Consider the following 13862-nt stretch of genomic DNA (forward strand, 5'->3'; position numbering starts at 1 on the left):
CCTACAACAGCAACCATAGATGAATGGCAAATGGCCCAATCAATACCATTAAAATACCAGCAATAACCATGGTCAAACTGGCAATTACACCTTCTTCACTATTGCGTTGCTGTGCTCTAACTGTACCAAAACCATGCGCTGCATTGCCAAAGGCTGCCCCATTTGCCACATTAGAACGGATTTTAGTAATCGCTAAAATTGCATCGCCACAAATCATACCGACCAAACCAGTAATAACGGTAAATAGTGAAACCAAAGCTGCCGAACCGTGAATATCTTCCGCTAAAATCATGGCAAATGGTGTTGAAATAGAACGGGCCATCAAACTGTTGGTGACTTCAGGGCTAAAGTGAAACCACTGTGCCATTTCATAGGCAGACATCACACCTACACTCATCCCCACAATAATCGCAATTGAAAGGACCCCAAGGTTTTTACGAATCGTTTCCCGATAACGATAAATCGGTACAGCGAAAGCAACCGTTGCTGGTCCTAATAAATTAACAATCCATTGCGTATCTTCAGCATAAGTTTGATATGAAATTCCAAAAATCGTCATCAAAATGATGGTGAGTACAGGCACGCTAATCGCAGGTGACAACCAAAGTTTTGGATTTTTCTGATAGATTCGCTTTGCCACAACATAGGCGACCAAAGTCCAGATCAGACAAAGAATTGACCAGATATTCATGTCGTTTTCTCTTAGATATGCTTATGTTGAAGACGTTTTCGAGCCTGTAAATAAGCTTTCAAACGATTGTAATAGTGAATCGTCAGACATGTACTGAGCATGACCGAAATGGTCCCAACCGCAATGCTCAAGACAATTTGCCATCCTTCGGTCATAAACAAGGTTTTATACTGCACTACAGCGACCACAACGGGCACGAAAAACAGCAACAGTTCACCTAAAACAACGGTTGCTCCCATTGCCACCTGATTCATTTTGATAATTTTAAAGAACAGGCATAAAAGCAATAAAAACATACCTAAAATGCCTGCTGAGACAGGTACGCCAAGCTTTTGATGTAAGAGATATCCGACCCACCAAAATCCAGCCAAAATCAAAATTTGTTTAACTAAAACTAAAAGTGAAGGTTGTGTGGGTGTGCCAGAAGCAGATTCAGTACTCATTTTGCGAAATTAAATGGTTAACTACACCATTATGCTATCTTGGTTAAAGCTGCTAAATATGAATTATTCATGTTATTATCATTCCAAAATGGAATAATATATTCTTTATTATGCTTTCACTAAAATCACTACAATGCTTCGTTACGCTGGTCAAAACTAAAAGCTTTACACGTACTGCTGAAGAGTTATATCTGACTCAACCGACTATTAGTAAAATATTACAGCAGCTTGAAGAGCAGCTTCAGGTACAGCTGTTGGTTAAACCTGATCATGGCCGTAAAAGACAAATTGAATTAACTGAAATTGGAGAGCGGATTTATCAACATGCGATTGAGCTTCTTCAGGCAGAACAAAACATCTTTCTTGAAATTGAAAACTATCAACAATTAAAAACAGGAACTTTAAAACTCGGCGTTCCGCCTTTGGGTTCGCAGCTCTTAACGACTGCCCTGTTTGATTATCATCAGCAATTGCCAGATATTGAATTAGCTTTTATGGAAGTGGGCTCACGTGGTATTGAGCAAGCTTTGCTTAACAATGAACTAGACGTTGGTGTTTTATTGCAGCCTTTTGATGAACAAATTTTCAATAGCATTGAGCTATGTAACTACCCTTTAATGGTTCTTTTACGTCGTGATGCCACTTGGGCAACCCGCAAAAAAATAAATCTAGAAGAGCTACAACACCAATCGTTTTTAATGTTTCCTGAAAATTTCTCTTTAAACAGTATTATTCTCGATGCCTGTAAGCAGCATGGTTTCTACCCAACCATTGCTTGCCGTACCAGCCAATGGCATCTCTTAGCAGACATGGTGCTACAGCGAATGGGGATTGCACTTCTCCCGCAGTATTATACCGGCATGCTTGACCCTAGTTTATTTGCAGCAGTGCCACTCGAAAAACCAAATATTCAGTGGCACTTAGTCATGGCTTGGAAAAAGAATCTTCCTGTCTCACCAGCAGTACAGGCGTGGCTGAACATTGTTCGTCAACATTTTCAGCACATTAAGCCCTGACGTTGAACACTGAAATGGCTTAATTCAAAAACCGATAAAGCTTTTCCACAAAAAAGCTACCCAATCTTGGATCAGCTCACTTAGACTAGATCCGATTGTTTTATGACATGGACAATAACAATGAATAATGAACATTTTAAGCTGTACACAGATTCACAATTTCTAAGCCCCTACGCGTTTACAGTTTTTGTAGGGCTACATGAAAAACAAATTCCATTTGAAATAGCGACCATCAACTTAGGCCAGCAAGACCAGTTTGAAAAATCTTATGTAGCAAAGTCACTAACTGCCAAAGTGCCTGTACTTGAGCATAATGATTTTGCCTTATCAGAATCTTCTGCCATTTTGGAATATCTTGAAGAGCTTTATCCAAACACATCTATTTATCCAAAAGATATTCAAGCACGCGCAAGAGCAAGACAAATTCAGGCATGGCTCCGATCAGACTTAGTGGCACTAAGAACTGAGCGTCCAACCGATGTTATTTTTATTCAGCCCACCTCCACTCCACTTTCAGAAGAAGGCAAAAAAGCAGCCGAGAAACTTTTCTTTGTTGCAGAAAAACTTCTTGCGTCTGATGCCGAATTTCTTTTTGGTTCATGGAGCATTGTGGATGCTGAACTTGCCCTGATGCTGCAACGCCTTATTCAAAATGGTGATGCTGTACCAGAACGTTTAAAAAACTATGCATTACAGCAATGGCAACGACCGACCGTACAAAAATGGCTTGCCTTGCGACATAAATAAATCCTTATATTTACACCAAACATGAGATAAAAAATGAGCGATTCAAACTATATTCCTCCACAAGTTTGGCAATGGACTGGAGAGAAAACCGATTTAAACCAACCTACCTCAGGTGCGCGTTACGAGCATACACTTCCAGTAGGGAAACATCCGCTCCAGCTCTATTCTTTAGCAACGCCTAATGGTCAAAAAGTCACTATTTTGCTAGAAGAGCTTTTAGCATTAGGTCATCAAGATGCTGAATATGATGCATGGCTGATTAAAATTGGTGAAGGACAGCAATTTGGCAGTGGCTTTGTCGAAATTAATCCCAACTCTAAAATTCCAGCATTAGTTGACCATAGCCAAAACCCACCATTAAGAGTGTTTGAATCTGGCTCAATTTTGCTTTACTTGGCTGAAAAGTTTAAAGCTTTCATTCCAACTGATATTGCTGCACGTACTGAATGCCTTAATTGGTTATTCTGGCAAATGGGTAGCGCGCCATACTTAGGTGGTGGTTTTGGGCATTTTTATGCTTATGCACCCATTAAAGTTGAATATGCGGTTAACCGCTTTGCCTTGGAAACAAAACGCTTACTTGATGTGTTAGATCAGCATCTAGCAAAGCATGAATATTTGGCTGGTTCTGAATATAGCATCGCTGATATTGCGGCGTTCCCTTGGTATGGTGGTCTTGTTAAAAACTGGGTGTATAACGGCGCGGAGTTTTTAGGTGTCGATCAATATAAAAATGTTCAGCGCTGGGCAGATGCGATTTTAGCGCGCCCTGCGGTTCAACGTGGTCGTATGGTCAACCGTACTTTTGGTGATTTAGCTACACAGTTGCATGAACGCCATGATGCCAGCGATTTTGAGACCAAGACTCAAGATAAATTGCAGAATCAATCTTAAAAATATCATTCAGTTTTTGACTTACCCGCAAGATATTTCATTTTTGCGGGTATTCAAAGTTGGCAAAATAACCCGTATATAACTCACTCAGCCAAGCGACAAAAACGCGTACGCGTGGCGAGAGCTGCCTGTGCTGTGGATATAAAGCAGAAACTGACATCTTCGGGATTTGCCACGCAGATAAAACCTCAACCAGTTGCCCGTCTTTTAGTTCATTCGCCACATGATAGCGCGGTACCTGAATTAAACCTGCCCCACGTAAAGCAGATAATACATAGTTTTCAGCATCATTTACCGCGATCCAGCTTTTCAAAAAATAATCTTGTTTTTTGCCATTCACCATCAATTCAAATGGATAATTCCGCCCACCTGATGTCGAGAAAAAATTGACACAATAATGTGATAACAAATCTTCTGGTTGCTGAGGCGTTCCATGTTTAATTAAATAGTCAGGACTTGCACAAATGACTTGTGGCATATCAACCAAATGTCTAGCAATTAAAGTGGAATCATCCAAACGCCCCGCTCTCACCACACAGTCTATCCCTTCCCGAATCAGATCAACTAAACGATCGCCTGTACTAATTACGAGTTTAATTTCGGGATACAACTCGTGAAATTGGTCGATATTGGGTAAAACAATTTTAGTTGCATGTGCGCCTGATAAATCGACACGTAATAAACCACGGGGCTGTGCAATTACATTACGTAAGGACGATTCAGCATCATCGAGCTCCGATAATATTTGTGTGCAACGCTCATAAAATGCTTGTCCATCTAGTGATGGTCTTACATGCCGAGTCGTCCGTTCTAGCAAACGGCACTGTAAATTACTCTCTAACTCCTTAATGGCATTACTTGCAGTAGCACGTGGGATATTTAGCTGATCAGCTGCCTGACTAAAACTACCCAGCTCTACGATGCGGGTAAAAAGTTGCAAGGTATCAAATTTATCCATGGTGCTCGCTTTTAACCCTATCTATTGTTAATAAATATGGAATTATCTTATCCAATTATGAAGATTTATCCCATATTTCTATATTATTAAAATAAGCCATACTTACTCAAACAGGCAATCTAAAAATGAATATTTCAAAAAAGACAGCTCTTGTTACTGGCGCATCACGCGGTATTGGTCGTGCTATTGCTGAGCGTTTAGCCCAAGATGGCTTTTATGTCATTGTTAACTATGCTGGCAATAAGGTTCATGCCCAAGCAACTGTAGATCATATTATTGAGCAAGGTGGTCAAGCCTCAGCTATTCAAGCGGACGTTGCAAATGAAAATGAGGCGAATCGTTTATTTCAAGAAGCTAAAGCCATTAACGGTCAATTAGACGTTGTGGTTCATAGCGCAGGCATTATGCCTATGGCGAAAATTACACCTGAAAGTCTGCCAGATTTCGATAAAGTAATTCATACCAATTTACGTGGTACTTTTTTAATATTGGCGCATGCGGCCGAAACAGTTCCAAATGGTGGCCGAATTATTACGCTTTCAACCAGTGTAATTGCTAAATCTTTTCCGGCATATGGCCCCTATATTGCTTCAAAAGCAGGTGTAGAAGGTTTGGTACATGTGTTAGCAAATGAATTACGCGGCCGAAATATTACTGTAAACGCCGTTGCGCCCGGCCCGACAGGTACTGACCTTTTTTACAATGGAAAAACCGAAGAGCAAGTAGCAGCAATTGCAAAACTCGCTCCCTTGGAAAGAATCGGAACACCTGAAGAAATTGCCAGTGTAGTTGCCATGCTAGCTGGCCCAGATGGACGGTGGGTAAATTCACAAGTCATTCGAGTAAATGGTGGATTTGCTTAATGTTTAAAACCATATGGATTATTATAATCCATATGGTTTTTACCAAACGTTAAAATCCATTAAACATATTATTAGAAGAACTTTATAAGATTAATTAATACTGTTTTATATAAAATATTTAGCTTGCTTATTTATTAAAAAAATATATATAAATAGATATTACTTATTTTTGCTTATATTTAAAAACGCGTAAATTGAACAATAACAATCTGAATCGAAGATAAGGAATTATTTAAATGAATGCCAAATTAAATACAGAAAACCCATCTGGTTTTATCTCTTCGAGTTCTAATACATCTTTGTCAAAAGACACTATTCTTAGTAAAGCACAGCAATACGCACAGGAACATGAACTTAATTTTAGTGGCAGTTTATCACCTACTGATGCATGGCAGCTCGTACAACAAGGCGAAGCTGTTTTAGTTGATGTGCGTACCAATGAAGAACGTAAATTTGTGGGTTATGTCCCTGAAAGTGTTCATGTCGCTTGGGCAACAGGCACATCGTTTAACCGTAATCCACGCTTTTTAAAAGAACTCGAATCAAAAGTTGGCAAAGACAAAACCATTCTTTTGTTATGCCGTAGTGGCAACCGTTCGGCACAAGCTGCCGAGGCCGCATTTAATGCTGGTTTTGAGCACATTTATAACGTTCTTGAAGGCTTCGAAGGCGATCTAAATGATCAGCAACAGCGTAATCAGAAAAATGGCTGGCGCATCCATCAACTTCCTTGGCAACAAGACTAATATTTTAATCAATTTTCAGTGAATCAAGGAAAGCTTGTGACTCAATGGAACATTAATGCTGTTGTACAAGGTTTACAACAAGCAAGGCATGACTGGCGTCAGCAGCAACACAGGACCAAAGAATTTGGGGGCCGTGAACTTCCATCTAAAGAAGCGTTAAAAGCCATTTTAGATGACCTGTGCGGAATTTTATTTCCAATGCGTTTAGGCCCTGCTGACTTACGTCAAGAAACTGAAGATTCTTATATTGCCTATACTTTAAATCGGGTACTCACAGCCTTACATGCTCAAGTACAACTGGCTTTGAACTATGAAGCAAAACGTCATTTGAGTCATTCGAACACAGTCCAACAGCCAGACGAACTTGCTCAAAATATTGTGCAGGATTTTGCCAACACCTTGCCCTCTATACGACGTCTTTTAGACGGCGATGTGCGTGCTGCTTATGAAGGCGATCCGGCGGCGCATAGTGTGGATGAGGTATTACTTTGCTATCCGGGCATATTTGCGATTATTCATCATCGAATTGCGCATCAACTCTATGCCCAAGTGCCTTTATTGTCTCGCATTATTTCCGAGTTGGCGCATTCTGCAACTGGTATTGATATTCATCCGGGTGCAAAAATCGGTAAAGGATTCTTCATCGATCATGGTACGGGTGTGGTGATTGGTGAAACTAGCGTTATTGGAGAGCGTGTTCGTATTTATCAGGCAGTGACCCTTGGAGCGAAACGATTTGAAACGAATGATGATGGCGGTTTGAAAAAAGACTATACACGCCATCCAATTGTTGAAGATGACGTGGTGATCTATGCAGGCGCCACTATTTTAGGCCGTATTACGATTGGTCGAGGGTCCATTATTGGGGGAAATGTCTGGCTTACACATAGTATTCCCGCAGGAAGCCAGATTTTACAGTCACCACTGGAAGCTTATCAAAAAAATCCAGAATTTAAATAAATCGTATTCACAATTTTATATATAAGAGTTTTAACCAATATATTAAAAACATGAATTTGGTATATATAAATCAGTTTATTACTTATTTATATTAAATTTTCATAAACATATGCTTATTCATAATAAGTGAACTGTATTCATTTATTTATACCTTATTCATATTTTGAAAATCGAATATTTAATTCTAATCTGTTAACACGATAATTTAAAAATTTAACATTTTATAACCAAGCCACTGTAATAAGGAAAAATGATTCATGGCGAAAAATACTGACAAAGCACAACTTGCGCTGGGGGACCACGCAGCCCGTCAACTGGCCAATGCAACCAAAACTGCTCCCCAACTTTCTACAATTACTCCCAGATGGCTGACTCACTTACTTCAATGGCTTCCTGTTGAAGCAGGTATCTACCGCTTAAACCGTGTAAATAATACCGATGATATTCAAGTCGCTTGCACACAACGTGATGAAGCAACTTTACCTCAAACCTTTGTCGATTATGACCCAGAGCCACGCGAATACTTTTTAAATGGTGTATCTACTGTTTTAGATGTACATACACGTGTTGCTGACCTTTACAGCAGCCCGCACGACCAAATTAAAGAACAGCTTCGTTTAACCATTGAAACCATTAAAGAACGTCAAGAAAGTGAGCTTATCAATAACCCTGAATACGGTTTACTGGCAAGTGTGACAGATGACCAACGTATTTCGACTTTAAATGGCCCACCTACTCCAGATGATCTTGATGATTTGTTACGTAAAGTCTGGAAAGAACCGGGATTTTTCCTAGCGCATCCTGATGCAATTGCAGCATTTGGCCGTGAATGTACACGCCGTGGTGTACCACCTCCAACGGTTAGTCTGTTCGGTTCGCAATTCATTACATGGCGCGGTATTCCACTCATTCCATCAAATAAAATTCCTGTAGAAGATGGCAAAACTAAAATCTTGCTGCTTCGTGTTGGTGAAAAGCGTCAAGGGATTGTTGGTTTGTTCCAACCAGGTCTTGCTGGTGAACAGTCACCAGGGCTTTCAGTACGCTTTATGGGAATCAACCGTAACGCGATTGCATCATATCTAATCTCGTTATATTGCTCACTTGCAGTACTCACTGATGATGCATTGGCAGTATTAGATGATGTGGAGGTGGACAAATATCATGACTACCCAGTTAACTACAAGTAATCTGCAAGGTAGTCCAACGGGGCCTGAAGTGACTGGTGTTAACCCACCAGCCAACTTCCCTGATGAGTCCACCATTGCTCGACTTGCTAATGAGTTTTTTTCAGCATTACCAAGCTCAAGCAGTTCAGCTTCTCCATCGGGCCTAAACTTGGACTTACCTGTCGGAGCGCCACCGCACCCACCACAACCGGGTGAACCATTTTCTGCACTGAGTGGTCGTGCGCCCAATATCGCCTTTCAGAAAAGTCTCAATCCAGAATATCCTGAGCATATTCCAAATTTGCCAGACTACCCTGAACGTCGAATTGTAGCGTCTGCGCCTGTGGTTGGTGGAGCTAATTTGCCACGCCCACCATTTGAACCACATTTGCCACAAAGTGCTCACAGTGAACCCAATGTGCCACGCATTGAACCAAGCTTACCAACGGGTGCAGGTGAATCACCTTATTATTTTTTAAATGATTTTTCTGCTCCAAATGCAGCAGAACCGTCTGTTCAAGGTGTTGAAGATAATTATTCGGTTGCACAGTCTTTTCAATTGCCACATGGTGACCAGCTGAAATCATTGCTGACGGAAGATCGTTTTGCAACGAACACGCCTCCCCAAAGTTCGGCAAGCTCTGCATTTTATTTTTTAGACTTGCCTCAAAGTGGACAAAGTTATAGTCACTATCAACCATCGCAACCTACCTTTGTAGCAAGTAGTGCTCAACCACTCGATGTACATGCTATACGTCGCGATTTCCCAATTTTACAGGAACGCGTAAATGGTCGTCCTCTAGTCTGGTTGGATAATGCTGCGACCACACAAAAACCGCAGCGCGTGATTGATCGAATTGCTTATTTTTATAAGCATGAAAATTCAAATATTCACCGTGCTGCACATGAGTTAGCGGCTCGTGCAACCGATGCCTATGAGCATGCAAGAAATGTAGTTGCCCGATTTATTGGTGCACCCTCTTCTAAAGAAATTATCTTTGTTCGAGGAACAACCGAAGGCATTAACCTGATTGCAAAAACATGGGGTGAGCAAAATATTGGTGAAGGTGATGAAATTATCGTTTCTCACTTAGAACACCATGCCAATATTGTGCCTTGGTATCAACTCACTAAAAAAACTGGAGCAAAATTAAGAGTCATTCCTGTGGATGACACGGGCCAGATTATTTTAGAAGAGTTGCCAAAACTGATTAATGAACGCACTAAACTGCTGTCGATTACTCAAGTTTCGAATGCTTTAGGTACAGTCACACCTGTTGCTGAAGTCATTAAAATTGCGCATGCCAAAGGTGTACGTGTTTTAGTTGATGGTGCTCAATCTGTTTCACACATCCCTACCGATGTACAAGCCCTTGATGCAGACTTTTTTGTGTTTTCTGGACATAAAGTGTTTGGGCCGACGGGCATTGGCGCGGTATATGCAAAGCCAGAGTTGCTAGAAAGCATGCCTGTTTGGGAAGGCGGCGGTAACATGATTCAGGATGTGACCTTCGAACAAGTAGTTTACCAACCTGCACCAAACAAGTTTGAAGCTGGAACTGGAAACATTGCCGATGCTGTCGGATTAGGCGCTGCGCTTGAATATGTCGAGAGTCTAGGTATTCATAACATTGCTCGCTATGAACATGATCTACTCGAATATGGTCAAAATGCACTGAGCAGTGTGTCAGGTTTACGTTTGATCGGAACGGCACATCACAAAGCCAGTGTTATGTCCTTTACCTTACAAGGTTATTCAACCGAACAAGTCGGTAAAGCTTTAAATCAACATGGTATTGCCGTACGTTCTGGACACCACTGTGCACAGCCAATTTTACGTCGTTTTGGTGTAGAACAGACCGTGCGTCCGTCTTTGGCTTTTTATAATACGACAGAAGAAATTGATTTATTGGTGTCGGTGTTACATCAACTGACGCGTAATAGGCGTAGCAATTAAATCTATTTGTAGAAAAGACTGCTTACGGGCAGTCTTTTTTATGGATTCTTTATTGAAGCTACTTTAGCTCAAAAGTTCTATATAAAAGTAACAAGTCAAAGTAGTTATCACAGCGGAGTCTTATTATCTTAAATTCAATTTCTGAATTAGCCTTCAGCTAGACTTACTTTGGTTTCGCCCTGAGAAGCGTCTAAAGCTTCGTAAGAGCAAAAGCATTTTCATCTGCAAAACCTGTCCTCTTCTTATATCTAATCGATATATCGCAGAAACATAAACTATTTAATACCACGCAGGTTGCAGATGATTTTAGCGCGAATTAAGAGTTATCAATAGTTCGGACAACTCAAAGCAGTTATCACCGCGGAGTCTTATTATTTAAAATTCGATTTCTAGGTTAGCCTTCGGCTCGAGCTAAGAGTCATCTACAGCCTGCCCATAATTTATAAAAATAATGTTTTTGCAACATTTTCTGATAGATGGAAGCAGTGAACAGGTTCTGTAGATGACAAAGTTTTTTGGTTACTTTTTTCAAAAAAAGTAACAGAATTAGCTACTTTCTTCCGATGTATAAACGGTAAGACTCCGTCGCGACAGTCCATCCATTTATAAAGAAAACTAACTTAAACAAACAATCCCCAAATCAATCTCAATGCAATCCCAATTAATAAAACTCCCATTACCCGCTCAAAATACACCCCAAACTCTAAAAATCTTTTACGTACAATAGACTGTGCAAACAGTACACTCACTACCATAAACCAGATGGCATTGACCATACACATCCAAACCCCATAAAAGACCTGAACTTTCATTGGTGTGGTCGTACTTACAATCGTTGTAAAAATTGCCAGAAAAAAGATAGTGGCTTTTGGGTTTAACGCATTGGTAAGAAAACCCATGGTAAACGCTTTAAATAAACTCGGAGTATCACTGTCTGCTTGGCTATTAATCTCAATATTGGTATTCGGCTGGCTACGTAAACACTGCCATCCTAAATACACTAAGTAAGCTGCGCCCGCTGTTCTGATAACTGACATCAGCCATTCGCTTTGTTGAATCAAAAAGCCAATACCAACAAGTGTATAAAACACATGGACTGAAATCCCGACACCAATACCAATTGCGGTTAGACAACCAATTAAGTAGCCATAACGTACACTTTGTCTTACCGTAATCACAAAATCTGGTCCCGGTAAAATCACCGCCATAAAGTGAATAAGAGCTAGTGTTAAAAACTCATGTCCATACAACTGCCACATAACAATTTAGTTTCCTGAAAATCACCTAAAAGATTGTATTGCGATTTTTTAAACGCGATAATCCAATCAAAATCCAAATAACTTTTGCCTCATGAGCACAAATCAAAGTCTGGTTCTGTTAAATGAAATGGCGACTTTTGTTAAGGTTGTCGAGTCGGAAAGTTTTTCTGAAACTGCCCGCCAGCTTGGTACAACACCTTCTGCTGTTAGTCGTGCAATTGCTCGTTTAGAACGTGCTTTAGGCACCCGCTTACTCTATCGGACCACACGGAAACTTCGTTTAAGTGAAAGTGGACAACAGGTTTATCAACGCTGTTTAGACATGGTGAATGCTGCGCAAGCAGTCATGGAAAGTTCGGGACAATTTCATGTCGAGCCAGAAGGTATTATTCGCATGAGTGTTCCAAAAGCTGTGGGACATTTTATGATTCACCCACATTTACCCGAGTTTTTAGAACGCTACCCGAAAATTGATATTCAAATGCTTTTAGAAGATCGTTATGTAGACCTGATTGATGATGGAATCGATTTAGCGCTTCGAATTACAGAGCAACCACCAGGTGGCCTTATGGGCCGAAAGCTGATTGATATTGATCACTTGGTTTGTGCTACACCTGAATATTTAGCAAAGCATGGCACTCCGAACCACCCTCATGATTTAAAGCAGCATGAATGTATTTACTTAGGTGAACAAGCCAGTGACTCAAAATGGAAATTTCAACAAGGAAATAAATCGATCAGTGTGGCTGTGCGTGGTCGTTATGCAGCAAACCATACGGGTGTGCGTTTGAGTGCTGCATTACAGCATTTAGGTATTGCGAGCCTGCCATACTTCGTTGCACGCCATGCTCTACAACAAGGTACCTTAGTTCAGGTTTTACCCGACTGGTATTTTAAAACCTATTACAGTGGCGGGCTGTGGTTACTTTACCCACCGACACGGCATGTCCCGCCTAAATTGAGTGTGTTTATTCAATATTTGGCAGATAAACTAGCAGTAGAGCCGACTTTATTTAAATTAAAGTAATATAAAGTCAAAGAATTAGCACGATGGACTCCTACCTTTTAACCTCTAAAGCACTCAGCTCATTCTGTTATTTTTTTGGAAAAAGTAACCAAAAAACTTTCTCATCTACAGAACCTGACCACTGTTTCCATCTATAAAAAATATTGCAAAAACATTATCTTTATAAATTATGGGCAGGCTGTAGATGAATCCTAGCTCAAGCAAATACTATTCTAGAGTTCTAATCATTAGAGGCTATGAGCACAACTACTCAACCAATAAATCTTTCGGGTTGATGGTATCGCCATAGACTGGTTTTAACGTTTTTTCATAAGCCTGATGAATCACGCCTTCTTTCGCCAGTTTCTCTAAATCTTGATTCAACCAATCCAGCAACTCTTTATCACCTTTTTTCACTGCTGGTGCAATTAAGTCCTGTTCACCTAAATTGGTAATGCCAACGGTGTAGTTTGGATTTTCTTTAGCCCAAGCTAAAACCAGCAAGTTATCATGTGCAAGCGCAGCACCACGACCATCTTTTAAAGCATCAAAAGTTTCAGTGTTTTGTTCATACTTTTGTAGTTTAATTTCAGGATGAGTCTTGGTGAAGAATGAATCAGCCGTTGTACCTTTGTTTACCAATAAAGTTTTATCTTTAAGTTGAGCCACATCGGTAATCGGATGACTTTTTGGAGAAACCACGCCTAGTGCCACTTTTAAATAAGGTTTAGCAAAATCGACCACTTCTTTGCGTTCTGGTGTAACGGTAAAGTTGGCAAAAATAATATCCACTTTATTGGCTTTCAAATATTCGACACGGTTAGCCGCTTCAGTTAAAACAAACTCAACTTTGTTTTCATCACCGAGCAGATCTTTCGCAACATGCTTAGCAATCTCTACATCAAAGCCCTGATTTTTACCTTGAGCATCTAAATATCCAAACGGCGGTTTATCACTAAATACGCCAATTCTTACCACGCCATTCTTTTTGATCTGTTCAATACTCGATACAGTTTGTGTGGTATCTGCCGTTTTTTCAGTAGACTGAGTTCCTTTGTCACATGCAACCAAACCTAAACTCAGTAAAGACGCAGCTAAAATATGCTTCACGTTTTGAAATGTTAATGTTGTCATTATTTCACCCTATCGTTCT

General features: G+C 40.3%; 14 protein-coding genes. 9 read left to right on the forward strand and 5 right to left on the reverse strand.

All coding sequences use genetic code 11. From position 1 onward, the window contains the following. Position 1 precedes the first annotated feature (1 nt). Entirely contained in the window at positions 2–691 is a 690-nt protein-coding gene (locus MJX77_RS16800; protein ID WP_004792992.1) for an LrgB family protein, read from the reverse strand. Between the two features lie 11 nt (positions 692–702). After that, a complete protein-coding gene (locus MJX77_RS16805) occupies positions 703–1134 on the reverse strand; it encodes a CidA/LrgA family protein (RefSeq protein WP_252059764.1) in 432 nt (143 codons plus the stop codon). Positions 1135–1244: 110 nt separating this feature from the next. Here MJX77_RS16805 and MJX77_RS16810 point away from each other — a divergent pair, with 110 nt between their 5' ends. The 3 genes from MJX77_RS16810 (at position 1245) to yghU (ending at position 3791) form a co-directional block, all read left to right on the forward strand. Continuing rightward, positions 1245–2150 (forward strand): LysR family transcriptional regulator, encoded by a 906-nt coding sequence (locus MJX77_RS16810; RefSeq protein ID WP_252059766.1) that lies wholly within the window; start codon positions 1245–1247, stop codon positions 2148–2150. Positions 2151–2270: 120 nt separating this feature from the next. Then, positions 2271–2897, forward strand: coding sequence for a glutathione transferase (yfcF, locus tag MJX77_RS16815; protein ID WP_252059767.1), 627 nt, complete (start codon positions 2271–2273; stop codon positions 2895–2897). 33 nt (positions 2898–2930) lie between these two features. After that, positions 2931–3791 (forward strand): glutathione-dependent disulfide-bond oxidoreductase, encoded by an 861-nt coding sequence (gene yghU, locus MJX77_RS16820; protein ID WP_252059768.1) that lies wholly within the window; start codon positions 2931–2933, stop codon positions 3789–3791. 37 nt (positions 3792–3828) lie between these two features. Here the strand turns inward: yghU and MJX77_RS16825 are convergent, their stop codons facing one another. Beyond that, on the reverse strand, positions 3829–4749 hold the full coding sequence (locus tag MJX77_RS16825) for a LysR family transcriptional regulator (RefSeq protein ID WP_252059769.1): 921 nt from the start codon (positions 4747–4749) through the stop codon (positions 3829–3831). Positions 4750–4874: 125 nt separating this feature from the next. Here MJX77_RS16825 and MJX77_RS16830 point away from each other — a divergent pair, with 125 nt between their 5' ends. From MJX77_RS16830 to MJX77_RS16850, 5 genes are all read left to right on the forward strand, one after another. Next, entirely contained in the window at positions 4875–5612 is a 738-nt protein-coding gene (locus tag MJX77_RS16830; protein WP_252059770.1) for an SDR family oxidoreductase, read from the forward strand. 236 nt (positions 5613–5848) lie between these two features. Continuing rightward, positions 5849–6358, forward strand: a complete 510-nt coding sequence (locus tag MJX77_RS16835; protein WP_151821791.1) for a rhodanese-like domain-containing protein — start codon at positions 5849–5851, stop codon at positions 6356–6358. Between the two features lie 18 nt (positions 6359–6376). After that, complete coding sequence (gene epsC / locus MJX77_RS16840; RefSeq protein WP_075382795.1) at positions 6377–7318, forward strand: serine O-acetyltransferase EpsC; 942 nt, start codon at positions 6377–6379, stop codon at positions 7316–7318. 257 nt (positions 7319–7575) lie between these two features. After that, a complete protein-coding gene (locus MJX77_RS16845; protein WP_001107602.1) occupies positions 7576–8508 on the forward strand; it encodes a family 2A encapsulin nanocompartment shell protein in 933 nt (310 codons plus the stop codon). Beyond that, a complete protein-coding gene (locus MJX77_RS16850) occupies positions 8483–10444 on the forward strand; it encodes a family 2A encapsulin nanocompartment cargo protein cysteine desulfurase (RefSeq protein WP_252059771.1) in 1962 nt (653 codons plus the stop codon). The genes MJX77_RS16845 and MJX77_RS16850 overlap by 26 nt, the downstream gene beginning before the upstream one ends. 620 nt (positions 10445–11064) lie before the next feature. On the opposite strand, the gene MJX77_RS16860 is transcribed toward MJX77_RS16850, so the two are convergent. Further along, positions 11065–11703, reverse strand: coding sequence for a LysE family translocator (locus tag MJX77_RS16860; protein WP_252059772.1), 639 nt, complete (start codon positions 11701–11703; stop codon positions 11065–11067). Positions 11704–11794: 91 nt separating this feature from the next. Between MJX77_RS16860 and MJX77_RS16865 the strand changes: the two genes are divergently transcribed. After that, a complete protein-coding gene (locus tag MJX77_RS16865; RefSeq protein WP_252059773.1) occupies positions 11795–12730 on the forward strand; it encodes a LysR family transcriptional regulator in 936 nt (311 codons plus the stop codon). A gap of 246 nt (positions 12731–12976) precedes the next feature. Here MJX77_RS16865 and MJX77_RS16875 read toward each other — a convergent pair whose 3' ends face one another. Further along, positions 12977–13843: a cysteine ABC transporter substrate-binding protein gene (locus tag MJX77_RS16875; protein ID WP_000209985.1), complete on the reverse strand. Its 867-nt coding sequence runs from the start codon at positions 13841–13843 to the stop codon at positions 12977–12979. Between the last annotated feature and the right edge of the window lie 19 nt (positions 13844–13862).

Origin of the sequence: Acinetobacter sp. AHP123, assembly GCF_023757925.1 — a bacterium.
GTDB classification, from domain to species: domain Bacteria; phylum Pseudomonadota; class Gammaproteobacteria; order Pseudomonadales; family Moraxellaceae; genus Acinetobacter; species Acinetobacter oleivorans.